Genomic DNA, 26,931 nt, shown 5'->3' with positions numbered 1-26,931 from the left:
TCGTTGCGCTTGACACGATCTAACGTGCGTGTTGTTTCGCGTTATGCATGCTGAGCTACTCCTGTGCCATGCTTGAGGCGCGATGTTGCGCGGCCGCGTGCCGCGTGTTTTCGCATACTTCTTTAGGACACCAGAAATGAGGAAAACCAACGCATGAAACGCTCAACGCTACGGCGTTCTGTGGTGGGACTCGCTATGGCCGTCGCATTTTTCTGCCAGGGAACATGGGTACTGGCGGGAACAACCGGCGGCTTGAGCGGGACGGTAAACGACACGAGTGGCAAACCGATAGCGGGTGCGGCCGTCAAGGCTACCTCGGCGTCGCAAATTGCCACTACCACCACCGACGCCTCGGGACACTTCGTGTTCCTCTCGCTGGCACCGGATACATATACGGTGTCGCTCGAAAAAGCAGATTACGATCCTATCTCGATCGCGGGCATCACGGTCTTTGCCGACCAAACGCAGACGCTCGCCTTTACGATGAAACCACGGCTCAAGATCATCGCGACGACCGTTTCGACGGCACCGGGCGCACTCATCAGAGCGGGCACGACCTCCGACGTGTACTCGGTAAATGCGGCGACCAGTGCCAAAGTTACCGGCCTGGGCGGCGGGGGCGGTCTCGACAACGCCTATTCGGCGATCGCGACGATGCCCGGCGCCTACGTGCCGGTCGGCCAAATGGGCTGGTTCCAGACCGTCTATATTCGCGGCGGTGACTTCGATCAAGTCGGCTACGAAGTCGACGGCGTTCCGGTCAACCGCTCGTTCGATACCTATCCATCGAATACGGCAACCTCGCTCGGTCAACAGGAAGTGCAGGTCTATACCGGCGCTGCGCCGGCCGATGCGCAAGGTCAAGGTCTGGCGGGATACATCAACCAGGTGATCAAGACCGGCACGTATCCCGGCTACGCCTCGTCCGATCTGGGCGTCGGCTTCCCAACGTTTTATCACAAAGCAAACGTGGAGGTAGGAGGCGCCTCGCCGGACCGGCTCTTCTCATATTACGTTGGTCTCGGCGGATACAACCAGGACACGCGCGTCTACGATCAATTCGACGGCGCGTCGATCAGCAACGCGTACGGCTCCGTCTTTACGCCGTGCCCGGCTGCGCCGACGGCGAGTCTGCCGTCGTGTTACGTGAACGGGACCTGGATGCCGGGTCAGAGTGTCTTCACGACCGGCAACCCAGCCGACGGTGTGGTAACGCCCGGCTTCGTGAACTCGCCTTTCTCAGCGGACGTCTTTCCGACCACGCTGTACGACCGCGATACGGTGCTGAATTTCCATTTCGGCATTCCGCACAAACACGACGGCGGCCGTGACGACATCCAAGCGCTCTACGAGACTTCGTCAATCGATGAATATCTCTCGAACGCGATTACCGACTTCGGCAATCTCTTCAGCAACCCGGCGCTCGGAATCGGCACCTCGATTCCGTATCTGTCGGGCAACGTTTACACCGGCGGGCTGAATACCGCGATCAATCCGGCGAACATCAGCAGCCAAATCTCGCCGTATACGTGGCCCGACGCGCAAGGGTCGACCTTGCCAGTCAACAACCGCGATGACGAGCAGATCAACGATGCCATCATCAAAGTGCAATATCAGAAGAACTTCGGTTCCAATGCCTATCTGCGCATGTACGGCTACACCGACTACTCCAACTGGCTCAACTACGGTCCGGACGGTGTCGCGTACTATCTGGAGACGGGAGTCGATCAGTACTCGATTCCGGCCGACTATCAGGTCAGCTCGCACACGCGCGGCTTCAGCGCGGAGTTTGCCGATCAGCTCAACCCTGAGAACTTGCTGCAAGTACAAGGCTCGTACACGACGGCGAGCTCCGAACGCACCAACTCGTACACGGGGTTCGAGAGCAACGGCATGCAGATGGCAACGCTGGTGAGCTCGGCGGATCCCGACTCGGGGATCTGCTACATGCCGAATGGAACACCCACCGGCTGCAGCACGATACAGGGCTACGCCCCGGGTAACGTCACCGTCGGTGCGGCGGCCACCGGTGGAGCGGCAGCCTTCGCCCCGATCACCGGAACCTGCGGCGGCGCGCCGTGCGAATGGCTCGCCACCGAGAACGGCTACGACGGCGAATACAACGACGTCACGCCGCAATTCTACTCGGGCGCGATCACCGATAATTGGGATCCGACCGATAAGCTGCATTTCAACGTCGGCGTCCGGTTCGACGACTTCGGATTCGTCCCGAATAGTACGGCCGGCGGTGCGCGTAACTTCTGGTTCAATGCCTGGAACAACGAGATGTGTTACAACACGGCGTCGCCGGGTAGCGCAGCGGTTCCGCTTCCGGTGGTGACGACCGCCGTCAACGCGAGCAATGGAGGGTGCACCAACACGGCGGTCGAGGGAGCGCCGTTCGGCACCGGTTATGTCCCGGCAACACTTACGAACGACCCCGTTACCAACACATTCGAAGTGTGGCAGCCGCGCGTTGGGCTTACGTACACGCTCAACCCGCTCAACGTGATCCGAGCCAGCTACGGCCGGTACGATCAAGCGCCGACGACGGCGTTCGAAGAGTACGACACGCTACAGCAGGATCTGCCGGATTATCTCGGGCCGACGTTTTTCGGCTACGGCCGCACGAGCCCGACCTATCCGATCGCTCCCGAAGTCTCCAACAACTACGACCTGTCGTGGGAGCACCAGTTCAAAGGAACGGACTGGTCGATGAAGATCACGCCTTTCTATCGCAAGACACAAGACCAGATCCAGGAGTTCTTCCTCAACGTCACCACCGGCTTCGTCTCGGGTTTGAACATCGGCGCGCAAACGAATCGGGGCTTCGAGTTCGACTTGCAGAAAGGTGACTTCTCACGAAACGGCCTCTCGGGATTGCTCGCATTCACCTACACCAATGCGTACGTGAATTATAGCAACCTGACCTCGGGTTCGTCGGTTCTGACCGCGATCAACGACAACATCCAGGCCTACAACGCGATGACGTCGGCGTGCGCAACGGGCACGGCGTCGAAATCGCTTTGCGGCTCGGGAACACCGACCACACCGAGCGGCGCCGCGGTGCAGCCGTGCTACGGCCCCGGCATCACCGCGGCCAGTCCGGCGTCGGCTTGCACCGCTGCGGATGTCGCCAACCCATACTGGAACGCATCGCCGCAGGCGCTCTTCAGCACCGGTGCGGACTATTGGCCGTATAGCCTGTTCCCGTTCACGCCGGCTGCAGGGGACTATTCGTCCTTCGTCACGCCGTACGTGGCCACGATCGTGCTGAACTACAAGCACGACAAGTGGGCGATCACGCCCGCGCTGCAATTCAGCGCCGGCAATCGTTACGGCTACCCGCTGGCCGAGACCGGGTACGACCCCTCGAGTTGCAGCACCGCGAGCACATTCCCCATCGGCTCGGTCTACTACGGCTCGGCCGGCGGCTACGGGAATGCAGCCAACCCGGCGAGCTGTACGGACACGCTGTATATCCCCGACATCTCAACCGGTAAATTCGACAACATGGGTGCGTTCATCACTCCGTCCCGATACACGCTGAGCACGCAGTTGTCGTACGATCTCACCCCGCGGATCACCGCAGTGCTGACGCTTGCAAATATCTTTGATATCTGCGCCGGCGGCACGAAGGCTCCGTGGACAACTAGTGCTTACGGACTTCCCTCGCGGGCGATTTGCGGCTACGGCTCGTCGACCGCGGAGGAGTACGGTGCACCGGTCGGCAACGTGGCTCCGCTCACCGCAACCGGCGGCGAGTTGGCGCAGGCACAGACCGCGTACGGCTACACGCCGATCGTCGGTTCGCTGCCGTTCAACGCCTACCTCGACTTTAGGATCAAACTCTAGACGGTTCGGCCGGCCTTCGGCCGGGTGCACATCCTGTGCTCCGAACCTTCAGCCGCATCGTGCGGCTAGACGGTTCGGCCGGGCGGCCGCATCGTGCGGCCAGTCGAGGCACGAAGGGTCTCCGCAAATCGGCGGGGACCCTTCACTCATTTGGGCAAGCTATGACGCGCATGAACGCGCGAAAATTTTGCTTGGGCCTGCTTGCCGGAATGGGCGCTGGTTACGTCGCGATCCGCACGGTGCAGGCGCTCGCGCGTCGTGACACCGCACCGCGTAAACCCTCGCATGATTCTGCTGCCTACGGCAAAGCGCGCCGAGCGCTTGCCGTGGCCGGCGCCATACGCTCGACACTCTCGAGCGTAGCGTTTGCCTACGGACCGCTCGCGCCTCGCATCGCGCGCGCGTTCGAACCGCTCCCGCGCTGGCTGCGGCCCGGAGCATTCGTTGCGGTCGTCGGCATCGGCTCGAGCCTTCTCGAATTGCCGGTTTCGATCGTCGAAGACTACGAGATCGAACGACGGTACGGGTTGACCGACCAATCCGAGCGTGCTTTTCTGAGCGACTTGGCCAAGAGCAGTGCACTCATGATCGTTGTGATGAGCGGCCTTGCGATGTTGGGCGGCATCGCGCTGCGCCGCTTCCGCCGCACCTGGCCGCTGGTTGCCGCGATCGGGATGTTCCCGCTCTTCGTGCTGGCCAACCTGATCGTGCCGGTCTATATTCTACCGCTGTTCAACCGTTTCGAGCCGCTGCAGGGACCGCTCGAGCGACGGTTGCGCGCGCTCGCCGCGCGCTTCGGCGTCGGCGACGCCGACATCTTACGGATGGACATGAGCCGGCAAACGAAGAAAGCCAACGCCTTCGTGGCCGGGATCGGCTCCACCCATCGCATCGTTCTGGGCGATACGCTGGTCGACGCATTCGAGCCGCGCGAAATCGAATTCGTGGTCGCGCACGAACTTGGCCACTACGTTTCGCGCGACACCTGGCGTATGATCGCGCTGGCCGAAGCGCTCACCGCCGGTCTGCTCGGCCTCACGGCGATCGGTCTTCGCCGCGACGATACCGATGAGAGCATCCGCCTGTTGCGCATCGCGGCATGGCTCGGTATCGGGATGCTCGCCGCTCGCCCAGCGGTCAACGCGTTCTCGCGCTCACGCGAATGGGCTGCGGATCGATTCGCCGTCGACGTCACCGGCGCACCCCGCGACGGCATCGCCGCGTTTCGGCGGTTACGCGATCAAAATTTAGCCGAAGAGGAGCTGCCCCCGTGGTACGAGTTTCTCTTTGCCTCGCATCCCAGTTTGGGAAAACGCATCGGCGCCCTCGAGTCTGCCGAACCGTCTACAGCCGCAGCTCCATGAAGGTCGGGCACGCGTACGAAGCGCCCCCGCACGGCTCGCATTCCGCGAAGCCGAGGGAGCGATAGAGCGTATACGCTGCCGCGAGGCGTTCGCGGTGCGTATCGAGGACGATTCGCGCGTAGCCGCGTTCGCGCGAGCGTTCGAGGAGTGCGGCAAGCAGCGCACGCGCGGCGCCATACCCGCGAAACTCCGGCTTTACGAAAAGGCGCTTGACTTCGCCGGTCGATGCGTCGGACTCGGCAAGCGCGACACATCCGCACGGTTCGCCGTCGATTTCGGCGACGAACGCCGTCATGCCGGGTTCGAGGCCGTCGTGGCGCAGATCGAGCGGCAGGCTCGCCTCATACTCCGCGACGAGATCGTGAAACCGGGCGAGCTGCTCCACGCTCTCGGCGAGAAAAACGCGCATAGCGCGGCGATTTTTGCCGCCGCGCTATGCGCTTCCTCGAAGGGCTCGGGATGACAACGCTACGGCGCCGCTCGCCGGGTAGCGACGTAGACCACCGCACCCGCGGCAATGCTGACCAGACCAAAAACGATCGCCGAACTGCCCGCGCTGCAGAAAACGTAGACCCATGCCGCGAGCGCGACGATCGCCGGCAACGGGTAAAGCCACATCCGGTACGGCGCGCGCACTCCTTGCGCGCGCATCACGAAGAGCGCGACGATTTGCGCGACCGATTGCACCAGCACGATGGCGGCGATCAGCGCGCTGATGACCTGATCGAGCGTGAAGAACGACGCGATCAGGGCGATCGCTCCCATGACGACGAGCGAAACATCCGGAAAACGGTGGCGCTCGTGCAGATGCGCGAAGGGGCGAAGAAACAATCCGTCGAGCGCAGCGGCGTAGGGAATTCGCGAGCTGCCGAGCAGCAGACCGTAGACCGAGGCGAAGGCGGTGATGAGGATCAGAATCGTGACGAAAATGCCTGCGGCCGGACCAAAGGCGCGCTCCACGACCGCCGACGCGAGGTGCTGGCCAAGCGGCGGCAGCGATCCGTCGGCGAGCGGAACGTACCGTTGCCACGGGATTGCGCCGAGTACGCCGATCTGCATCGCAATGTAGAGCGCTCCGACCAGGAGGATCGCTCCGACGATCGAGCGCGGGAGCGTCCGCTGCGGTTCGACGACCTCGCCGGCGATGGTATTTGCCTGGTTGTACCCGATGTAGTCATACATCGCGACCACCAGCGCCGGCCCGAGCCCGGCTCGCAGACCGCCCCACATCGAGGGCGCCGAACGAAATGCGAACGCGAGATGCGCCGACCAGTGCGCGAACGCGGCGGCGATGACGGCGAGCAGGGTCAAGACGGCGACGCCCCAGAGCAGCACGCTCACCCGCTCGATCGTTTTGATGCCGCGATAAAGCGCGAAAATCGTGATCACGCCGACCGCGGCCGCCACCAGTTTGAGCGCGAGCGGCGATGAACCCAGCGATGGGACCAGATATCCTGCGTAGTTTGCAAAGCCGATGTAGCCGCTCGCAAGCGTGAGGGGAATGATGAAAATCGTTTCCCAGACGAACAGGAACGCCAGCAACCGTCCGATCCGCAACGGCCCGAAAATCTCGAGCAGGTATCCGTACGTTCCGCCGGAGCGCGGATATGCCGAACCGAGCTCCGCCCACACGAGTCCATCGCACAGCGCCAGCAGCGCGCCGAGCAGCCACGCCACGAGCGAGAGCGGGCCGTGCAGCGAGCCCAGTACCAGCGGGATCGTGATGAGCGGCCCGATCCCGATCATCGAGATGACGTTGACCGCCAAAGCGCCGCGCAATCCGACGCCCCGGACGAGCGGCTCGCCCAAATTCATTCTCGTTCTATCGGAGACCAGGGGTGCGTTGGCCTGCCGTGACCGTCTCGTATTTCGAATGGGTGCAAGATCTGAGGATATTTTGGCCGGATTTGTCCGCTCGCGGTCCGGCGCAAGCCTCGCCGGCGCTGGAATGACGGTCTATGATGGGGGAAAGGAGAACCCCAACCCATGGCCGCTTCAGACCGCCCTCGCAATGCGCTGCTGGTAATCGACATCCAAGATTCATTCAAGGCGCTTCCGCGCTGGGAGCATCGCAATAACCCGGCTTTCGAGTCGAACGTCACGCGGCTGATCGCAGCTTTCCGCTCCGCCGATGCTCCGATTTTTTACTTCCTTCACGGCGACTGCGACGAACACTTCTCGGTTTCGAGCCCGCACTACCGGCTGATGGATTTCCTTACACCACGGCCTGACGAGGCGATCCTTCACAAGACCTCGCGTAACTGCTTCACGACTACGAATCTGTCGCAACGCCTCGTGCGCATGGGAGTCGGCCGCGTGACGATCTCCGGCATTCAAACCGAGCAATGTTGCGAGACCACCGCGCGCGTCGCCGCCGACCTCGGCTTCGAGGTCGACTTCGTGACCGAGGCGACGCTCACGTTTCCGATTCCGAGACTGCTCCAATCGGGCGGTGAGGAGTTGGGAACCGACGCGGTCGTCGAGCGCACCGAGTATGCGCTGCGCCGCCGTTTCGCGCGGATTTGCACCGTCGACGAGGCGCTAGCCGAAACCGGCGTGCGCGCGATCGCGTGAAACGCGTCATCTTCGTCGTTCCGGCCGGCGTCGAACTCTTCGATCTCGCCGGACCGGTGCAGGTCTTTCACGAGGCTGCTGCCGCCGGCGCGCCATACCGCCTGGTATTCGCCGCGCAATCGGCACGCGTCGATTCGGCGCAACTGCTTGCGCTATGCGACTTAGAGCGCCTGCCGGACGATGTAGGGGCGGATGATCTCGTCATCGTCCCCGGCAGTGCGTCGTTGCGCCGTGACGTGCTCGCACGCGCGCGCTCGATCCGGCCTTTGGTCCGCTGGTTGCGCTCCGCATATGACGCGGGAGCGGTGATGAGCTCGGTGTGCGTCGGCGCCTTCGCGCTCGCGGCAGCCGGACTCTTGGATGGCCGAAAGGCCACGACGCATTGGAAGCGCGTCGATGAACTACAGCGTGCATTCCCGCGCGCTCAAGTGGAAGCCAACCGGCTCTACGTCTTCGACGGCCGGGTCGCGACCAGCGCGGGGATCGCCTCGGGTGTCGATCTCGCGCTCGCGCTCGTCGAACGCGACTGCAGTTCGCGCGTCGCGGCGGCCGCCGCCCGCGAAATGGTCGTCACGGCGCGCCGTCCCGGCCATCACGAACAGCTCAGCCCGTACTTCGCTTTGCGCGACCATACGAGTCGCGAAGTGCATCTCGTCCAAGACTGGCTGGTCGAACACGCGGGCGCTCCGTTCACGCTTTCCTCGCTCGCCGCGATCGCGGGTGTCAGCGAACGCACGCTGACGCGGCAGTTTCGTGCCGCGACCGGGAGCAGCGTCAAAGCGTACGCCACGACGTTGCGGCTCGAGCAGGCGCGCACGCTGCTTCGCGATCGGACGCTCTCGATCGGCTCGGTTGCCGAACGGTGCGGCTTCGCCGACGCGCGCCAACTGCGCCGCCTCTGGCGCACGCACTTCGCCAATTCACCTTCACGGGAGCGATAGATAATTATGGAAGCGACGCGCCGCGACTCAAGCCGTGATTTCGATTTTGTATTCGGCGACTGGATCGTGCGGCACCGGCGGCTGCGCCATCCACTACGCGGTAACGACGACTGGTACGAGTTCGAAGGGACCTCGCGGCAGTGGCCGCTCTGGGGCGGCAAAGGGAACGTGGAAGAGGCCATTGCGCAAAGTCCGCTCGGACCCATCGAAGGCAGCGCGATCCGCTTCCACGATCGGGCTACCGGTGAGTGGAGCATCTATTGGGGCACGTCGGACGGTGGGCTCGTGACGACGCCCAACGTCGGCACCTTCGACGAACGCGGGATCGGTGAGTTCTTTGCGCGCGACGTATTCGATGGCCGGCCGATCATCAGCCGGTACCGTTGGACGCCGCTCGATGCCGACCACTGCCGCTGGGAGCAACACTTCTCCATCGACGACGGAGCGAGCTGGGAGCTGAATTGGATCATGGAGTTCACGCGAGCGTGAGTGTCGTCGAGTTGCGGCGTTACCTCATGCGTCCCGGACGCCGCGACGAGCTGATCGAGCTTTTCGAACGTGCGTTCATCGAATCGCAGGAGGCTTGCGGCATGCGGGTGATCGGGCACTACCGCGTTGCCGGTGACCCCGATACGTACCTGTGGTTTCGCGAGTTTCCGGACATGCGTTCGCGCCGCGAGGCGCTCGAGGCATTCTACGATCGTTCGCACGCGTGGCTTTCGAATCGGGATGCTGCCAACGCGACGCTGCTCGATTCCGATAATGTATTGTTACTGCGTCCCGCGCGCGAGAAGAGCGGTTTCGACGTGTCGGGGCTCACGCGCGCGCAGGGAGGCGAGCACATGAGGTTCGCCGCCCTCAGCATAGCGATGCTGCCGGGCGCCGCGGATACGGCGTACGTTCGCAGCTTCGAGGATGAGGTATTGCCGAAACTTCGTGAGGCCGCCGAGCGTGTTGCCTACTTCGTGACCGAAGCGGCGGCCAATGATTTCCGGTTGCCGGTACGGAGCGGCGAACACGCCTTCGTCGCTATCGGACGCGCTCGGAATGCGAAGCAGATCGAGGCCTGGCGGCAGGCATTCGGCGATGGGCCGGCGGAGCATCTGCGCCTCGAGCCGGCATCGCGTTCGCTCTACTAGAGCCGCATCTCCACGAGGTCGGGTGAATTCGCCAAACAGCCGTCCAGGAGACCGATGGTGCGCTTTGCATATTTTGCGAAGCGACGGTCGTGCGTGACCATCACGATGGTCGATCCGCCCGCATGCAGTTCGCCGAGCAATTCCATGACGGCCTCGCCGTGGGCGGAATCGAGGTTGCCGGTGGGCTCGTCGGCGAGCAGCACCGACGGATTTCCGGCGAGCGCGCGCGCCACCGCGACGCGCTGCTGCTGACCGCCGGAGAGCTGCGCCGGATAATGCCGCGCGCGATGCGCGACGTTTACGAGTTGCAACACTTCGTCGACGCGGCGGCGTCGTTCGCCTTTGGAAACGCCGCGATACGTCAGGGGCAGTTCGACGTTCTCCTGGACTGTCAGGTCACCGATGAGATTGAAGTTCTGAAAGATGAATCCGATCTCCCGATTTCGAATTGCGGCGCGTTCGCCTGCCGAGAGCGAATCGACAGCACGGCCGTTGAGAACGTACGAACCGCTGGTCGGAGCATCGAGCAGACCGATGATCGAGAGCAGGGTCGTCTTCCCGCAGCCCGACGGGCCCTCGACGGAGACGTACTCGCCGCGTTCGATCTCGAGATCGATGTCGCGCAGCGCGCGCGTTTCCAGCTCGTCGGTCTGGTAGCTCTTACAAATGCCGTGCAATTCGAGCAGCATGGATTCCCCTTCTAATGGAGCGCGAGCATCGGCGCACCGCCGTATGCCGAGGTGTCGGAGACGATGACCGTGTCGCCGGCGCTCAGGCCGGAGAGCACCTCGATGCGATCGGTCGAACCGACGCCGAGGCGAACGTGAACCAGATGCGCTTGCGTGCCGCGCGAATCGAGTTCGTAGAGAGCGATCGTCGTGTCGTCGGCGGCGCCGGCCGGACGGGCGACCGAGAGCACGTTGCGCAGCGTCTGCAGGTCGATCGTTCCGTCGACGTTGAGATCCGGGCGCGCACCGGGCGGCAGTTGGCCGGTGAAGCTCACGTCGACGGCGACGCTGCCTTCTTGCGCGGAGGGCGCGATCCGCGCCACGCTTCCGGTCACGATTCCGTTGCCGGTATCGATCTGCACCGGCATCCCGATGTTCACCGAATGCACCTGACCTTCGGGAACCTGCAGCACGGCTTTGAGCGCGCGCTGGTCGGCAACGCGCGCGAGTTCGGTTCCGACGTCGACGCGTGCGCCGGGATCGACCGCGACCGACTGCACGATGCCGTCCGAATGTGCGCGCACGATCAATGCGTCGACTTCGGCTTCCTTTGCTTGCAATTGCGCGAGCGCCTGATCGAGCTCGGCCCGTGCCGCCGCGACCTTGGCCGCTTGTTCGGCCGCGTTGACGCCGATCTGCGCGTGCGCGACGCCGAGCTGCGATGCCGATTGCGAGGCCTTGATCTTCGCGATCAGGTAGGTTTGCCCGGCGATGAAACCCTCGCGATGGAGCTCGGCATCTCCCACGACGTTCGCTCGGTCCATCGCGGCTTGTGCTTGCGCCGAGGTGTACGCCGAACGCTGTGCGAGGGCCGCGGCCTTCGCCTGCTGCTGCGCGCTGACGAGATCGGCGCGCGCCACGTCGACCGCCGAACGCGCGCTGACGACGCCGGCATCGAGATCGGGATTGCTCAGCCGCGCGATCGCCGTTTGCGCGCTCACGTACGCTCCGGGTTTGACGAAGACGCTCTCGATCACACCGGGCTGCACGGCGGATACGACGTGCACCTCTTGCGGCGCCAGCGCGCCCGAGGCCGAGATCGATCGCTGCAGCGTACCGCGCTGCACGACGTCGGTAACCAGGCTTGCCCGGTCGACGGCAACGCCGCCGCCGGTGCGCGTCAGCGAGAACAGAGCAGCGACGGCGGCCGCGGCGAGCAGCGCGATCGCGAGGGCGACGATCGCGCCGCGCGAGAGCCCGCGCGGCTTCGCGCGGACGACGTCCATCTCGTTGGCGGCAAAGCGTCTCATTCGTATCGCAGCGCCTCGACGGGTTGAATGCGCGTGGCGCGCAGCGCCGGGTGCAGCGAGGCCAGCAGGGCCGAGAGGAAGATCATGACGATGACCGTCGTGAACGTGATCGGATCGAACGGGGAGACGGTGCCGAGTTGCGATGCGATCGCGCGCGCCGCGACCGCCGCGATAACCAGGCCGATTGCCGCGCCGAGCGCGGTCGTCGCCAGCGTGCGGCGCAGCACATCGGCAACGATGTTGCGGGTCGTCGCGCCGTGGGCGATGCGTACGCCGAATTCGCGCGAACGCTGCGTGACCGAGAACGAGACCACGCCGAAGATGCCGGAGAGGGCCAGCACGAGCGCGATGACGGCCAGCGTTACCAGGAGAATCGTGGCGAAGCGTTCTTGCGCGGTGTGGTCTGCTACGAGCTGAGCGACTGTATACATGCCGGGAGGTTGTACGGTTGGCAGAGCGCCGGCAAACGCGCCCTTCATCTCGCGTGCGATCACCGCGGCGTCGACGTCCGGCGCGTAGACGAGCGCGCAGGTATATGCCGTCGGCCCTTGAGCCATCGGAACGAAGAACTCGGGAAAGGGTGGTTGCGCGATCTTGTCGCGCTCGTCACCGACAACGCCGACGACGCTCGCCCAGTTCGTCGGTGTATCGTTCCAACCTTGGCTTAGGATGCGCACGCCAATGGGATTCATACCTTGCAAATAGCGCTGCGCGAAGGCCTCATTAACGATGGCGACCGGCGCAGAGCCCATCGTGTCATCGGAATCGAAGACACGTCCGCGCAACAGCGGAATCCCTAGCACGCGGAAGTAGTCCGGCGTGACGTTGTTTGCCGTTGCGTGCGGTTCGCTTCCAATCGGATATGTACGCCCAAAAACCGGCGCGTTACTGCGGTTGCTCACCGGTCCCAAAGGGTACTGCGCCGTCAAGGCGGCGGCGCGTACGCCGGGGAGCGCTTGCAGTCGCGCGAGTAGGTCGCGCTGCATTGCCGCGCGCGCGGCGAGCGTGCCGAGGTTCTTCTCCGGCAGCATCGTCAGCCCACTGGTGATCACCCCGTTTGGGCGAATCCCGAGCGGGGTGCTGACCAGATTGATGAAACTACGCACGGTCAGGCCCGAGACAACGACGAGCGCGAGCGCGAGCGCAATCTCGAGCACGACGAGCGTCGAGCGCAGCCGATGACGCGCCGACGCGTCACCCCCACGACCGGCCGCCTTGAGCACGCTCTGCAAGTCGGGATTCGCAAGCGAGAGCAGCGGTGTGACGCCTGCGAGCAGCGTCGCCGCGATCACTGCGCCGATTGCATAGAGCAGGCTGGCACCGTCGATCTGCACGGTCGAGGCGCGCGGCAGCGCGTTTGCGAGAAGACCGGCGAGCGCGTGCAGTGCACCGTAGGCGAGCGCCACGCCGGCCGCCGCACCGATCGTCGCAAGAACACCGGCCTCGATCAGGAGCTGAGTCCCGATCCGGCGCGCCGACGCGCCGAGCGCGCTGCGCACCGCGAGCTCCCGGTCGCGCGTCGACCAGCGCGCGCCGAGCAGATTGCCGACATTCGCGCATGCGATCAGCAAGATGCCCACGACCGCAGCGAAGATGATCCACAGTACCGACGCCGCGCTGCCGAGCAACTCGCTGCGTACCGGCACGATCGAGAAGACGCGGTCGTGATCGATTTTCGGATAGAGTTTCTGGAGCCGCGTCGAGAGCAACGCGAGTTGTGCGTTCGTGCTCGCGATACTTGCCGCGGGTACCAGACGCGCAAATCCAGCCAAGTAGCGTTCCTCACGATCCGCGAACGTGGCGCGCTCGGGCAGCGCAGCGTAGAAGTCTTGCGACCTCAGCGAGCCGTTGGGATCGAGCGCGGGCTGACCGGCTCTTAGCACACCAACGATGCGCTCGGGGACGCCGTTGAGACGCACGGTCTCACCGATGACGCTCGGGTCGGCATTGAAATGCGAGCGCCAAACCTCGTCGGAAATCACGATGTCGTGCACCCCGGGATCGCCGTCGCTGGGCTCGAGCACGCGACCGAGCTCTGCCGTGATGCCGAGGATGTTGAAGTAATCCGGAATCACGTCGAGACCGCTGACCGCGAAGGGTGTATTCCGGGCAAGCATCGTTCCGCCGTCGCCGGCCAGCGCGGTCGTCGCCGCGAACGTTGGTACCGATCGCATGTCGAGCGGGTCGGCCAATGAGAGGTTGTCCGGCACCTTGGCGCCGCCGCGAACCCCATCGAAAATCACGACGATTCCATTCGGATCTTTGAACGGCAGCGGTTTGAGCACGACCGCGTTGAGCACGCTGAAGACCGCGACGTTCGCGCCGATGCCGAGCGCGAACGTGATGACGACGATCGCGACGAAGAGCGGGGCCGCGCGCAGACGGCGCAGCGCGTAGGCGGCGTCGCGCAAGAAGTCCTCGAGGCGCAGACGGATTCCGGTGAGGGCGAGATCGACGAGATCGCGCGCGTGCAGGCCTTCATCCGCAGCCGCGTCGATCTGCGCGCCATAGTGATCGCGAAACTCGCGCGGCGCAAGGAGTAGAACGAGGCGGAGCAGCGTGCGCATCACGCAAACGCGTTCGCGGAGAGCAGGCGCCGATCCATTGCGGTGCGCACCGCGTCGGCCAGACGCGCTGCTTCGGCGCGTGCGATACGCCGGCCCCAGGGGGTGAGGCGATAATAGCGGCGGCGCGGATCTTCGGAGTCGACACGATCGACTTCCACGATCCAGCCGTCGGTCACCATCTGCTTGATCAGACGGTAGAGCGTGCCCGGGCCCAGGTGCACCGAGCCGTTCGTTGCGTCCTCAACTTCCTTGGCGATGCTATAGCCGTGGCGTTCCTCGGCCGCGAGAGCAAGCAGAATGTAGAACGCGCTCGAGCTGAGTGGAACGAGCGCACGCGGATCGCCGGCAGGTAGTTCCATTCCAGGTACTCCTATATCCATAATAGATATATCAAAGGTGGACCTAGACGTCAAGATCCTTCGACTCGCTACGCTCGCTCGGAACAAGCTCCGCGAAGCGCAGCCGGGACGAGCTGCGGCATGACAAACGTAACGGCGGAGCGTAAGTCCACACGCAACGGAGGTGCGTTGTGAACAGACACCGCTATGTCGTCTTTGGTCTGATGTTCCTGAGCGTGTTCGTAAACTACATGGACCGCGTGAACTTCAACGTCGCGATTCCCGCGATTCGCCAGAGTTTCGGCTTCACGCTCGACCAGATCGGGGCGATCTCGTTCGCTTGGGCCATCATCTACGCGCTCTTCAATTTTCCGGGTGGTTGGGTCGCGGATAGACTTGGATTGCGTCGTTCTTTGCCGCTCTTGCTCACCTGGTGGTCGGCATTCACGATCTTGACGCCGTTCGCTCGATCGCTGACCGGATGGTTCGTGATCCGGGGATTGATGGGCGCCGGTGAGGCACCGATTTGGCCGATCAACGCGAAATGCGCGCGAACCTGGGCGTTGCCGAACGAACGTTCCACGATGTTCACCCTCGCCGGCTCCGGACAATATCTCGGTCCGGCGGTCGGAACGCTGCTCGCCGGCTTGATCCTCGTGACGCTGGGTTGGCAGTGGACCTTCTTCATCTTCGGCTTGGCCGGGCTCGCCATCGTCCCGGTTTGGTTCGTATTCGTTCGCGACCGGCCCGCAAATAGTTCGCAGGAGCACGAGCGTCCCGATTGGCCGGGCATTCGCGACGTCTTCTTCAGCCGCTCAGGCATCGGCATGCTGCTCGTGTATATCACGTTCGGTTACATCCTCTTCACCTTCATCAACTGGGTCCCGGCGTACATGTACTACACCTTCCACTTGAGCATCTTGAAGAGCGCGGGCTGGGCGAGCCTCGGCGCGTTCATGGGATTGGCCGGGTTCTTGATCTCGGGTCCGTTCAACGATCGGCTCGTCGCGCGCTACGATCGGTTGACGGCACGCCGGATCGGAGCGACCGTGCCGATGCTGGGCATGATTGTCTGCGTCCTCTGCTCGCTCGCAAGCGCTCACGCCGGTTTCGCCGCCGCGACCGCGCTCCTGATCGGCGTCGCGCAGCTCCTGATGAACATGACCGTCGGGGCGTGGGCCGTCAACGTGGTCGACATCTCGCCTAATCCCGGCTCGACGGGTATCGTCTACAGCATCTACAACGGCGTGCTGAACATCATGGGCGCTTTCAACTCGCTGATCCTCACCGCGCTGGCGACGAGCTTCGGCTTTCCCATCGCCTTCGGGAGCGCCGTCGTTTTCATGCTGATCTTCCTATGCGGGATGCTGCTCGTCGTCGATCGCAAGAGCTACACGCGGCTGATCGCTCGTGCGCAGCTCGCAGCGGCACCGGCGTAGCTCCTTCATTCGTAGCGAAGCGCTTCGGCCGGCTCGACGCGGATGGCGCGCCATGCCGGCTGGAGCGAGGCTAGCAGCGCAGCGAGAAAAACCATCGCGACCACGCTCGTGAACGTCGCGGGGTCAAACGGTGAGACGGCACCGAGCTGCGATACGATCGCGCGCGCGGCGAAGGCCGTGATGATCAAGCCGAACGCAATGCCGATCGCCGTGGTCGCCAGCGCGCGCCGGAGCACGTCGCCGACGATCGATCGCGCCGTCGCACCGAGCGCCATGCGGACGCCGAACTCGCGCGACCGCTGGGTGACCGAGAACGAGACCACGCCGAAGATCCCCGAGAGTGCAAGCAGCAACGCGATCGCCGCGAGCGATCCAAGTAAGATCGTCGTCAAGCGCGCCTCCTGCGTGTCGTTCGCGATGCGCTGAACAATCGTGAACGTCGCTGGTGCGGGCGTCAGCGGCATCGCGGCCGCAAACGCACCGTCGACTTCCCGGCCCGCGATCGGGGGATCGAGGTGCGGGGCTCGCACGACCGCGGAGAAAAAGGGCTGTGGAAGCTGCGCGAGCGGCGCGTAATACTCGGGTAGGAGCGAGGCAGCATCGGAATCCGCACCGACGCCGATGCGCTCGTCGGGGACGACGCCGACGACCTGCGCCCAGTGGAATTGCGTCGGGCCGGTTTGAATTTGGATGCGCGCCTCGAGCGGATTCATGCCCCGCAGATAGACTTGGTCGAACCGGCGGCTCACGATGGCAACGGAAGCGGAATTTGCGGTATCCGCTCCGGTGAACGCGCGCCCGAGGATCGGATGGACGCCGAAGACCTCGAAATACTGAGCCGTGACCGCGTTCGCCAGTGCCAGCGGCGGCTTTCCGTGCGGATAGGGGCGCCCGAAGACGATGGCCGGCGACTCCAATTCCATGTCGCCGACGGGATAGGTGAGCGCGAGCGCGGCGGACTGCACGCCGGGAAGCGCTTGCAGCCGGTGCAGCACGTCGTTTTGCAAGCTGGTATTGCCGGCCGCCGGAGCCGAAAGTGCGCCGAGCGAGGGCAGCGATACCGGCGCGGTGGCAACGACGCCGGCACTATCGACGCCCAGCGGAGTGTCGATCACCGCGATAAAACTACGCAGCACGAGGCCGGAGATCGTTACCAGCGCGATCGCGAGCGCTACTTCGAGGACGACCAGCACCGCGCGGAGCCGATGGCGGCGCGAACCGTCGCCGCCACGTCCGGCCGACTTCAATACTGATTGCAAATCCATTGCTCGAAGCGAGAGCAGGGGCGAAAGACCGGCGAGAAACGTCGCTACGACAACGACGATCAGCGCATAGAGTAGGCTCATTCCATCGATGCGGATCGTCCCCGCACGCGGAAGCGCGTGTTCCACGAGACCGGCGAGGCCGTGCAGCGCACCGTATGCGAGCGCGATTCCGAAACAGGCGCCGAGCGTCGCAAGCAAGGCTGTCTCGATCAGCAGTTGCGCCGCGATGCGGCCCGAGGACGCCCCCAGCGCGCGACGCACCGCGAGTTCGCGATCGCGCGATGACCAGCGCGCGGCGAGCATGTTGCCGACATTCGCACACGCAATGAGCAAAATGCCAATGACGGCACCGAAGACGACCCAGAGCGAGGAGGCGGCGCGGCCGAGCGCGAGCGTGCGCAGCGGCTGCACGAAGAACGACCAACCCTTGTCATCGTCGGGATACAGGCGCGCAAGATCCGCGGAAACGATCTTGAGCTCGGCATTCGCGCGCTGCAGTGTCACACCCGGCGCGAGGCGAGCGACACCGCCGGCCATGCGCTCGCCGCGCTGCGCCGCCGGTGGATGCGCAGGCAGCACGGTGAGGACGTCTTCACTGCGAATTCTTCCTCCCTCGGCTATGAGTTGTCCGGGTGCCAGCACGCCGACGATGCGATACGCCGCCCCATCGAGCGTGATGCTGCGTCCAACGATGCGCGGATCCGCGCCGAACCGTTCGCGCCACACCTGATCGGAAATGATCGCACTCTGTACGCCCGCCGAGCCGTCGGCTGCCGTGAAAGCGCGTCCAAGACGCGGCCGCACGCCCAGAAGCGAGAGATAGTTCGACGAGACTTGCAATCCGTCCAGCGCGTACGGCCTCCCGTGGAGCAACAGCGTCGGTTGTCGGAAGAATGAGGCCGCGACCTGCACGAGCGCATGTGAGTGCGTCATGATGTCTTGTGCGTCGAGCGGCGAGAGCGCCGTAAAGACGTCTTTCTGCGGGTCGATCGACGTCACCACGGCCAAAGAAGACGGATCGGCGAACGGCAGCGGCTTGAGCACGACCGCATCGAGCACGCTGAAAACCGCGACGTTGGCACCGATGCCGAGCGCGAACGTGAGCACCACGATGCCGACGAAGAGCGGTGCGCCGCGCAAGCGCCGTACGGCATAAGCGACGTCGCGTGCAATCGTGTCAACGCGCATCGTGATGGCTCCTCCGACCAGGTCGAAGAGTTGGGAGAGGGCGCGCGAGGGATCGGCTTCGATATCGGCGAGGATCTCGTCGCGATAGTGCGCGCGAAAGTCGGCCGGATAGGTAAGCAGCGCGGCGCGCGCCAGCACGCCGATGACACTCACGCTCGCGAACTCGCCGGCAGCAAATCGAAGGAGCGCGCCGCACGCACCAGCGCATCGAGCCGCCGCGCCTCCGCCTGTGCGATACGCCTGCCGAGCGCCGAGAGCCGGTAGCGGCGGCGGCGCGGATCATGGGCGTCCTCACCGAGTTCGATGATCCAACCGTCGAGGAGTAGCTGGCGAATCAGCGGGTAGAGCGTCCCAGGCGTCAGCCGTACGGTGCCGCCGGTGATCGTCTCGATCGCCCTGGCGATCGCGTAGCCGTGCCGTTCTTCTTCGGCCAGCGAGAGTAGAATGTAGAAGGCACGCGGATTGAGCGGGAGGAGCGAATCGACCTCGGTCGGCAACGGCGTAACCTCGCGTCGGCGAACTATGTTGGCACCAACTATATCGAATTCCGATACATAGCGTCAAGCCGGCTACTTGTCATCCCTAGCCCTTCGACTCGCTGCGCTCGCTCAGGACAGGCTCCGCGAAGCGTAGTCGAGGGACGAGGTGACACAGCTAACCGTCGAGCTCGATACGTTTTCACGGGGTTCGTGACGAGACCGGCAATGGCGTTACCCGGCCCGGCGTGGGGCAGCCGTTGGACTTCGCAAAGCAGACGACGTGCCGCGTTACCGGCCGGCAGCCGCAGTCGACCGCGAAGCACGTGTCCGGCGATTTCGTCGCGTGCGGTGACGGGCTGACGGCTACGAGAACGGCGATGAGAAAAAATGTTCGGAACATACGGTACCTCGGCCACCCTTCGAAGGGCTCGGGATGGCAAGGGCTACGGCGAGAGAACAGGCGAAGGGCGTGTACCTAGCCAAGACGCGAGATCGGTCTTGGTTGTGACGTAGGAGCCCGTCTGCAGCTCTTCGCGGAATTCGCCGAAGAGTCCGAATGCCTCGGCGAATGCATCGTGCTTGTGGATCGACTCGTAATTGACCTGGCTCGCGAACACGAACGTGTCGTCCGGGAGGTCGGCGTACATGTCGAGCGCGCGCGAGAGAATGCCGCGCACGACGTCTTCGACGAATTTCGGATTCTGGTGCGCCTTGTTGACGATGAAGAACTCGTCCGGCCGCTTGAGCAGGTCGTAGGTCTCACTCGACATCGAGCTTTCGACGATCTCGACCAAATCCTCGGCCCGCACGCTGTCGGCGTGTTCGGTATCGACGCCGAGCAGAATCGCGCCGCGGCCGCGCTGGTTGTGCGTCGCAACCGGCAGCGCGTCGAGAGCGCGCTGCGCGTCAGCCTGGGAAAATCCGGCTTCCGTCAACTGGTGCAGCGAATGCTCGCGCACCATCGACTGCGCGCACGGACAGGCGGTCATACCCTCGGCTTCGACGCCTACCACGCGGCGCGTGCCGCTTTCGTCGGCGTGCGCGATGCCGACCAGCGTGTAGATCTCTTCGCCGCGTTTGCCCGAAACCGGCGTCCAGCGTTCGAGCCCGAAATCCGCGCGCAGCCGCACGTCGGCGCGAATCGCGCGCTGGCTGCGCACGATCTCGCGCGCGATCGCTTCCACCAACCGTTCGATACGCGCAGGCTGTGGCGACGCGGCCAGCACGTCGAGCGTCGCTTCTTCCAGAATCTCGGAGAAGCGCGACATGTGCACGCCGGCCTTGTCGGGCGAAAGGTCGGCGACCATCGTGAACTCGCCGTTGAACACGCGCGGCGTGCCGTCGATCTCGAGCTGCACGATGCGGCGCACGTGCGAGACGCCGACGCGATTGAGGGAGAGGCGTACGTCGGGCGCTTCTTCTTGGCGATTGGCGAGAAAATGGAGGCTGCGCGTCTTGCGCCGCAGCAGATTATTGCCGTTTCGATTTGCAAACTGCGCGAATTGCGGCGCGATCTCGGCCAGCGGCGTCGCGTTGTAGGGACGCTGCGCGAGCTGCGGATGCGTCCATTCGCCGAAGGCGAGCAGATCGATGTCGATCGGGCGTGCCTGCAAGCGCGTATCCGAGATGCGGCCCACCGCGAGTTCCACTTCGCGCAGGACGCGTTCGAACGCGACGCGATCGAGCTCGGTGTCGATCTGCGCCGCGACGTTGAGGAAGGCCGGTCCGCCCGCGCCGTCGGCCGGCTCGCCCTCATAGAAAGCCGAGACGCGCCCGATGCGGGCGTAGGCGCGCAGCCGCTGCAGCGCCGCGAGAATGTTCGCTTGCCGATCGCCGAGGTTGGAGCCGATTCCGATGTAGACGTGCACTGTCACTGAATGTTCGGCGACGCGAGCGCGCCTCTTCTAAACCCTTGCCTAACGCTCGCCGAGGAGCTGCTCCGTGGTCGAGCGCACCAGGTCGTCTTGCGAGTCGCCGACGATGACCTTCTGTAAGCGGCCATGGCGGTCGAAGAAGAGCTGCGTCGGCCAGGCGTTCACGCCGTACGCGTCCCACAGCGCGAACGCATTATCGACGGCGACCGGCCAAACGATGCCCTGTTGCCGCAGACTCTCCGCGACGTACGCTCGCTGCTTCTCGGCCGGCGTTTCCGGCGAGTGAATCCCGATGATATCGAGTCCCTTCGCATGGTCCGCCGCATAGAGTGAGCGCAGCGTGGGTACGACGTTGCGGCAATTGTAGCAATCGACTGTAAACACGTCGAGGATCACGACCTTGCCGGCGAGTTCGGCTGCGCGGATGCGGGTACCGATCCAGTCCTTGGCGGCGAGAACCGGTTGGAGGGACGTCGCGGCAAGGAGCACGAGCGCAAAGAGTTTGAACATATTGCAAGAACGCTGCAGCGTCGGCGTCGGATGAAATTGGAGCCTAAGTGAGCGACGATTCGGTTTACCCCTATTCGATCGAGCCCAAGGAGACCCCCGCGATCTGGGGCGGCGACGCCTTGGTCAAGCATTTCAAAAAGAAGGCCGACCCCAACGCGAAGATCGGCGAGTCGTGGGAATGCTGGGACGAGAATCGCGTGCGCAACGGTCCGCTGGCGGGCAAGACCATCGCCGACCTGCGCGCGCAGCTCGGCGCGACGTTGCTCGGCGATCTGGATCCGCATCAGCTCTTTCCGATCTTGACGAAAATCATCGACGCGCGCGACTGGCTCTCGGTGCAGGTGCATCCCGATGACGCGTACGCGCAGCGCGTGGAGCACCAGCACAATGGGAAGACCGAATGCTGGTACATTCTCTCGGCGAATGAGGGATCCGAGCTCGTCTATGGCTGGAGTCAAGATACGACGCGCCAGGAATATGAACGCCGCGTCAAAGAAGGCACGCTGGGCGATATTCTGCGCCGCGTTCCGGTCAAAGCGGGCGAGACGTACTACCTGCCGTCCGGAACGCTGCATGCAATCGGTGCCGGCGTCATTCTCTTCGAAACGCAACAGGCGAGCGATTTGACCTATCGGATTTTCGATTGGAACCGCGTCGGCGCCGACGGCAAGCCGCGCGAACTCAACGTCAAGAAAGCGGCGGACGTTTTGGATTATCACCGCGGCGATCGCGGTGCGGCGGAAACGATTGCGTATCACTACGAAGGCCTCGACCACACGGCGCTGGTTGCGAGCGCGCACTTCACCGTCGAGCGCGTGGTCGCGACCGACGAGCCCGCATCGCTCGATTGCGCCGCGCGCCCCGCGATCGTGATGACGCTGGAGCGTTCGATGACGCTGCGAGCAGGCGACGTGGCGGTGACGCTCGATCCGTATCAGACCGCCGTCGTTCCGGCCGCGGCGCAGTGGTATACGGTCTCCGCGGTCGATGGCCGCGAAGCGCCGTTCATGCTAGTCGCGCCGCCCGAACGTACCGAAGCGATGGTGGTGCGGTTGCTGGCGGCCGGCATCGAACAAGCCCGCATCGATCGTTTCATGGCGCAGTTCGCATGATGGAGATCGGCGGTGAGCGCGCGGACGGGCTCGCCGAACGCTTCGGCACACCGCTGGTGGTCATAGATCTGCGCGCCTTAGACGGCGCGCTCGATGCGATGCTCGCCGCGGCGGCGCCGCACGGCATCGCGATCTCGTATGCGGGAAAGGCGCTGCTGTTGCCCGGATTGGTGCGCCATTTGCATCCGCGCCCGATCGGCATCGACGTTTGTTCGATCGGCGAACTGGCGGTGGCGGAGCGCGGCGGTTTCGAAGCCGCGCGCCTCACCCTGCACGGCGCGGGCAAAATTGACGCGGAACTCGATGCCGCGCTCGACGGGCGGGTTGGACGCATCGTGGTGGACGGCATGGACGAATTGCGCCGTCTCGTCGCGCGGACGCGCGGACGCGGCGCCGACCTGCTGCTTCGCTTCAATACCGGCATCGAGGCGCACACCCACGACTTCGTTCGCACCGCCGGCGACCGCAGCAAGTTCGGTTTTGCGCCCACCGAAGAGGACGCGGCGCTCGAGCTGCTGCGCGCGAATCCGGCGCTGCGCCTACGCGGCGTGCACGCGCACATCGGTTCGCAGGTTTACGATGCGATGCCGTACGTCGAGAACGCGCAGCGGCTGCTGGCGGTGCTGGAGCGCGCACGTTCCGCCGGATTCGCTCGGGCCGATACAATGGTCATCGGTGGCGGCTTCGGCGTGCAGATGCACCCCGGCGCTACGGATGAAGTGGTCGACATCGCGGGCGTGCTCGACGCAGTGGCGCGCGTCATTCCGAGTGGCGTACGGGTGGAGATCGAGCCGGGCCGCGCGCTGATCGGCACGGCGGGAACATCACTCTATCGTGTGATGGCGGTGAAGCGCTTCGGCCAGCGGCGCTTCGCGATCATCGATGGGAGCATGGCCGATAACCCGCGTCCCGCGATCTATGGTGCGTATCATCATGTCGAGGCGCTTCGTATCGATTCACCGCTCGCGCAGACGATGGTGTGCGGCCGCTCGTGCGAAGCCGACGAACTGGGCGAAGCGATGCTGCCCGAGGATCTGCGCGCCGGCGATCTCGTCGCAATGCTCGCAACCGGCGCCTACACCTACAGCATGTCGAGCAATTATAATTATTTTCCACGCCCGCCGGTCATCGCCGTCGGCGAAGGTGAACCGCAAGTGTGGGCAAGCCGCGAAACCCTCTAGCGTGGGCTCACGCCTCACGGCGAAAACTTCTAAAAATAGACCTCAGTGACGGCCGCCGATAGCGTCGACCTCTGGCCTTTGAATATGATCGTGGGGGGCGTCTGGTCCGGAGTTCCTTGCGAAGAGAACTTCGCATAATGAAACACGCCTGGGCTCGTCCTGCCGCTGAATCCGTAACATCTGGTTTCGAGTGCGGCACCTGGTTCCAGCGTTGTGCGCACGTTCATCGTGTCGACGGCTAGAGTGGCTCCGCCCGCCGAGCCATGCGTGAATTGCACCTGAAAGCCCGAGATGGGCCGAGAACCATTGTTGACCACATCCTCGCATTCGTAGAGGGGCACGGGATTCGCTCTCGCAGGATCAGACATCGACGGATTGACGGGCACTACGCCCGCCAATGCTTAGGCCGATTTGAGTAGGACGTTCGCAGCGGGCTGACTGCTCTTCTCTATCGGAATGAGCGGGACGGCATGCCAGTATGTGCCGTTGGCGAACCCGACACCGCTTACGGCCGCCACAAAGGGCCCCTGATAGATAATCTGCGTGCAATTCGGTTGTCCTTGTCCCCATGCGACCATCGGAACCTTGAAAGGCCCCGGTACATTGAGCTGGTCTTCGCCATGCCGACCGCCCTTGGTGTACAGAAGCGCGAACGTCGCATCACTCTGCTCATGCGAACCGCCACCTTCGAAGTAAATGCACGAAGACCCGTGCCGCCCTCCCCATCCAAATTCAATGGCACGGATGATCCTTATCGTTGAATCTGCCGTCGGCAGAAGAGATTCTTCTACGACAATACCGTACCTAGGCGTATTTCCGGCGGGTGGGAGTGAGCCGGGTTGTACGGTTTGGGACCCCCGCCCATATCGCCCGGCATTTGGCTCCGACGAAATACAAGGGGATGATGTTAAGGCGAGCAGCGAAACGAGCACTAGCGGCAGCCGAAACCTCATGCGTGGATACCAAGCAATAGAATTATCCCCGTCGCGCGGTCCTCAATGACATAGATGAACGGCGAAACGGCGGAAAACTGCTGAGAGGCCGGTACCATTATGATGGGGCCACTCTGCACCTCCAAATTTGGGCTCATTCGCTCATTGACTGCGTGCAACGCTCCGCCCACGATAACCCGGATACCTTCGCCATCAATAGCCACATAAACATCTTGAGAAATAGCATGTCGCGCAGTTGCATTGGAAGACACTGCGGCGCCGAACACGTCGCCCGGATCGGCATGGACCTCCACGGAATATTCGCGCGAGAGATCCAGACCGTCGACCAAAAGTTGGGCTACGTGGAAGCCATCGGTGATTTCCTCCCACAGCTTCAAATTAAGCTCAGCTCGGAGCCTCGTAAGTACATCCGTCGAACCCCATAATATATATAAAGAAAACCCATCGTTTGCGTCGAGCCGAAATGCATGGACGCCATCATGATCATAATAAGGCACTGACAACAGTTCGTACGGTAATAACTGTGAGCTGAAGGACGCATGGATGGAGAGGACCGCAAGTGCATTGAACACGTAGTCGTTCCAAAAGCCGTAATCTGTCGACAACGCCCCGTTAATCGAGTGTCCGTGAAGCCAGGCGGTCATGAGAGGCTTGAGCGGCGCAATGCTCGTGGGAGTCGGATTCCAGGTACGCCATGTCGTTGGGGCACACAGATATTTTCCTACCCACGATGCCGTTTCCGTGTCGTATTTTGATCCGATGCGATCAGCCCAAACGCCTGACGAGAAGGCAATTGGCGTCCCTCCACTTGTTAGCTGCGCCCAAAGAGATGCTTCAGCGAGGGGAATTTCCGCCGCATTAAACCCTATGAACCGATTCAGGTACCACGACACGAGCGGGCTTAGGCCGCTGTCCCTGGTCTTTTTATTCTTTGCAAAGGAATCGAGGCCAGCCGCGTTGATCTCGTCGGCGAGCGCGCGCACCTTATCGCTAGCGACGCCGTGGCCTTCCGTCAGAGGGCAACTTGCGCGGGCGTACGACGGGGCAAAGGTTGCAAGGGCGATAATCAGAACAGGCGCAACCCCTCCACGCACGTTCATTCGTGGATACCCATAAGCAGGATGCACCCGGTAGCGCGGTTTACCACGGCATAAACCACCGGACGGAGCGACGAGAATCGCTGCGAAGCGGCGATCGGCGCCGAAAGGTCCGATGTTGCGGAGTGAAACATCGGCATCTGGAGGTAGGTGTGCCCCTCGACGGTGACCCGCTTGGGTTTTATCGAATTCCCATAAAGGTCTTCGTCGATTTGGAATTGCGCTCCGCGCGAGGTAACGGAAAGTTCCAGACTCGTCGGAAGAGCGTCCCACGGCGACGTACCCGGCGCAACAGCGGTATCGAAACCGTCAGGCGAATTGGGGCGAAGCTCGACCTCTATTCTGCGTTCGAAAGCAAGCGTATCCACGAAAACGTCCGCCTCGCGAAATCCGGCCGTTACCGTCCCCCAGCGATCGTGGTTCAGGATGCTTAGGAGATCCGCCGTGCCGTTCGAACTTGGCCAAAACAAGAAGAGCGAACTCCCATTATCGGAATCCAGTCGTATTCCCGATACCGAGCCGTCGTTAAAGAACGGCAAACGCACGAAACCCGAGAGGGGCGCTGCTGCGAACGCGATGTCGCCACGCATCGAAAGCAGCACGCTTAGGTCGTAATCGCCGTCGGGCGTCCAGCCTGTCGACGCACACAACAGCCGCCGCGCTTCATCCGCGTCCTTCCGCGTAAAGCTCGTAGTTGCTCGATTTGCGCCTACACTGGCGGCAAAATCTAGGCCCTTCGTAATCTCCTCGAGGAGTGTCGAGACTACCGAATCACGCCGCTGATGCCAGTCGGTTGAGAGGAACTGATCTAGATACCAAGTCGAGAATGGCGCAGCCACGATGTCCCGATCGCCCGATTGACTTTCGGCCAGTGCAATCTGGTGGAACCCCCGATCATTGATCTCGCGGACGAGCGCAGTTACTTCCCCGGGTGTAGCCTTGGCCACCGAGCTTGGCGGACAAGCTTCGGATCGGGCGGGCCAGATAATCGCGCTCGCCAACAGAACCAAAAATATGAGAGCTCTAGGCGTAATACTCATTGCCCGACTGGTAGCTGGTGGATGCATAATTGTCCGA

21 protein-coding genes are annotated in these 26,931 nt (G+C 63.4%); 9 read left to right on the top strand and 12 right to left on the bottom strand.

Annotated features, from left to right (window positions below; all coding sequences use genetic code 11):
* Window positions 1–153: 153 nt before the first annotated feature.
* On the top strand, window positions 154–3,855 hold the full coding sequence (locus VMF11_01780; protein HTU69023.1) for a TonB-dependent receptor: 3,702 nt from the start codon (window positions 154–156) through the stop codon (window positions 3,853–3,855).
* Window positions 3,856–4,025: 170 nt separating this feature from the next.
* Entirely contained in the window at window positions 4,026–5,219 is a 1,194-nt protein-coding gene (locus tag VMF11_01775) for a M48 family metallopeptidase (GenBank protein ID HTU69022.1), read from the top strand.
* On the opposite strand, the gene VMF11_01770 is transcribed toward VMF11_01775, so the two are convergent.
* Window positions 5,200–5,628 carry a GNAT family N-acetyltransferase gene (locus VMF11_01770; GenBank protein ID HTU69021.1) on the bottom strand — a complete coding sequence of 143 codons (429 nt, stop codon included), beginning with the start codon at window positions 5,626–5,628 and terminating at the stop codon, window positions 5,200–5,202. The genes VMF11_01775 and VMF11_01770 overlap by 20 nt on opposite strands.
* A 59-nt stretch (window positions 5,629–5,687) precedes the next feature.
* Window positions 5,688–7,034, bottom strand: coding sequence for an APC family permease (locus VMF11_01765; GenBank protein HTU69020.1), 1,347 nt, complete (start codon window positions 7,032–7,034; stop codon window positions 5,688–5,690).
* Window positions 7,035–7,205: 171 nt separating this feature from the next.
* Here VMF11_01765 and VMF11_01760 point away from each other — a divergent pair, with 171 nt between their 5' ends.
* From VMF11_01760 to VMF11_01745, 4 genes are read left to right on the top strand one after another with little or no spacing between them, the layout of a single operon-like run.
* Window positions 7,206–7,793: an isochorismatase family protein gene (locus VMF11_01760; protein ID HTU69019.1), complete on the top strand. Its 588-nt coding sequence runs from the start codon at window positions 7,206–7,208 to the stop codon at window positions 7,791–7,793.
* The gene (locus VMF11_01755; GenBank protein ID HTU69018.1) at window positions 7,790–8,734 is read left to right on the top strand and encodes a helix-turn-helix domain-containing protein; all 945 of its coding nucleotides are present in this window, start codon (window positions 7,790–7,792) and stop codon (window positions 8,732–8,734) included. Before VMF11_01760 ends, VMF11_01755 begins: the two co-directional genes overlap by 4 nt.
* Before the next feature lie 6 nt (window positions 8,735–8,740).
* Window positions 8,741–9,223, top strand: a complete 483-nt coding sequence (locus VMF11_01750) for a hypothetical protein (GenBank protein HTU69017.1) — start codon at window positions 8,741–8,743, stop codon at window positions 9,221–9,223.
* On the top strand, window positions 9,220–9,873 hold the full coding sequence (locus VMF11_01745; GenBank protein ID HTU69016.1) for an NIPSNAP family protein: 654 nt from the start codon (window positions 9,220–9,222) through the stop codon (window positions 9,871–9,873). The genes VMF11_01750 and VMF11_01745 overlap by 4 nt, the downstream gene beginning before the upstream one ends.
* Here VMF11_01745 and VMF11_01740 read toward each other — a convergent pair.
* Genes VMF11_01740 through VMF11_01725 form a run of 4 tightly spaced genes read right to left on the bottom strand, consistent with a single transcriptional unit; the run spans window position 9,870 to window position 14,777 of the window.
* The gene (locus VMF11_01740; protein ID HTU69015.1) at window positions 9,870–10,562 is read right to left on the bottom strand and encodes an ABC transporter ATP-binding protein; all 693 of its coding nucleotides are present in this window, start codon (window positions 10,560–10,562) and stop codon (window positions 9,870–9,872) included. The genes VMF11_01745 and VMF11_01740 overlap by 4 nt on opposite strands.
* 11 nt (window positions 10,563–10,573) lie before the next feature.
* Window positions 10,574–11,851 (bottom strand): HlyD family efflux transporter periplasmic adaptor subunit, encoded by a 1,278-nt coding sequence (locus tag VMF11_01735; GenBank protein ID HTU69014.1) that lies wholly within the window; start codon window positions 11,849–11,851, stop codon window positions 10,574–10,576.
* Window positions 11,848–14,418: an ABC transporter permease gene (locus VMF11_01730; protein ID HTU69013.1), complete on the bottom strand. Its 2,571-nt coding sequence runs from the start codon at window positions 14,416–14,418 to the stop codon at window positions 11,848–11,850. Before VMF11_01730 ends, VMF11_01735 begins: the two co-directional genes overlap by 4 nt.
* A complete protein-coding gene (locus VMF11_01725; protein HTU69012.1) occupies window positions 14,418–14,777 on the bottom strand; it encodes a PadR family transcriptional regulator in 360 nt (119 codons plus the stop codon). The genes VMF11_01730 and VMF11_01725 overlap by 1 nt, the downstream gene beginning before the upstream one ends.
* Window positions 14,778–14,947: 170 nt before the next feature.
* On the opposite strand from VMF11_01725, the gene VMF11_01720 reads away from it, so the two are divergent.
* Window positions 14,948–16,195 (top strand): MFS transporter, encoded by a 1,248-nt coding sequence (locus VMF11_01720; GenBank protein HTU69011.1) that lies wholly within the window; start codon window positions 14,948–14,950, stop codon window positions 16,193–16,195.
* 5 nt (window positions 16,196–16,200) lie between these two features.
* Here the strand turns inward: VMF11_01720 and VMF11_01715 are convergent, their stop codons facing one another.
* The 4 genes from VMF11_01715 to VMF11_01700 all read right to left on the bottom strand — a co-directional run bounded on the left by VMF11_01715 (window position 16,201) and on the right by VMF11_01700 (window position 21,511).
* A complete protein-coding gene (locus VMF11_01715) occupies window positions 16,201–18,801 on the bottom strand; it encodes an ABC transporter permease (GenBank protein HTU69010.1) in 2,601 nt (866 codons plus the stop codon).
* Window positions 18,798–19,145, bottom strand: a complete 348-nt coding sequence (locus VMF11_01710; protein ID HTU69009.1) for a helix-turn-helix transcriptional regulator — start codon at window positions 19,143–19,145, stop codon at window positions 18,798–18,800. The genes VMF11_01715 and VMF11_01710 overlap by 4 nt, the downstream gene beginning before the upstream one ends.
* 425 nt (window positions 19,146–19,570) lie before the next feature.
* Window positions 19,571–20,995 (bottom strand): GTP cyclohydrolase MptA, encoded by a 1,425-nt coding sequence (gene mptA, locus VMF11_01705; protein HTU69008.1) that lies wholly within the window; start codon window positions 20,993–20,995, stop codon window positions 19,571–19,573.
* Window positions 20,996–21,043: 48 nt separating this feature from the next.
* A complete protein-coding gene (locus VMF11_01700; GenBank protein HTU69007.1) occupies window positions 21,044–21,511 on the bottom strand; it encodes a redoxin domain-containing protein in 468 nt (155 codons plus the stop codon).
* 47 nt (window positions 21,512–21,558) lie between these two features.
* Here VMF11_01700 and VMF11_01695 point away from each other — a divergent pair, with 47 nt between their 5' ends.
* Both VMF11_01695 and lysA read left to right on the top strand, forming a co-directional pair.
* A complete protein-coding gene (locus VMF11_01695; protein HTU69006.1) occupies window positions 21,559–22,623 on the top strand; it encodes a type I phosphomannose isomerase catalytic subunit in 1,065 nt (354 codons plus the stop codon).
* Window positions 22,620–23,804 carry a diaminopimelate decarboxylase gene (gene lysA, locus VMF11_01690; GenBank protein HTU69005.1) on the top strand — a complete coding sequence of 395 codons (1,185 nt, stop codon included), beginning with the start codon at window positions 22,620–22,622 and terminating at the stop codon, window positions 23,802–23,804. Before VMF11_01695 ends, lysA begins: the two co-directional genes overlap by 4 nt.
* 949 nt (window positions 23,805–24,753) lie before the next feature.
* Here the strand turns inward: lysA and VMF11_01685 are convergent.
* The gene (locus VMF11_01685; GenBank protein HTU69004.1) at window positions 24,754–25,857 is read right to left on the bottom strand and encodes a hypothetical protein; all 1,104 of its coding nucleotides are present in this window, start codon (window positions 25,855–25,857) and stop codon (window positions 24,754–24,756) included.
* The gene (locus tag VMF11_01680) at window positions 25,854–26,864 is read right to left on the bottom strand and encodes a hypothetical protein (protein ID HTU69003.1); all 1,011 of its coding nucleotides are present in this window, start codon (window positions 26,862–26,864) and stop codon (window positions 25,854–25,856) included. The genes VMF11_01685 and VMF11_01680 overlap by 4 nt, the downstream gene beginning before the upstream one ends.
* Window positions 26,865–26,931: the final 67 nt, after the last annotated feature.

It is taken from the genome of Candidatus Baltobacteraceae bacterium, from assembly GCA_035502855.1.
Classification (GTDB): domain Bacteria; phylum Vulcanimicrobiota; class Vulcanimicrobiia; order Vulcanimicrobiales; family Vulcanimicrobiaceae; genus Aquilonibacter.
Note: the sequence above shows the minus strand (reverse complement) of the source record. Positions and strands in the feature narration are given on the sequence as shown.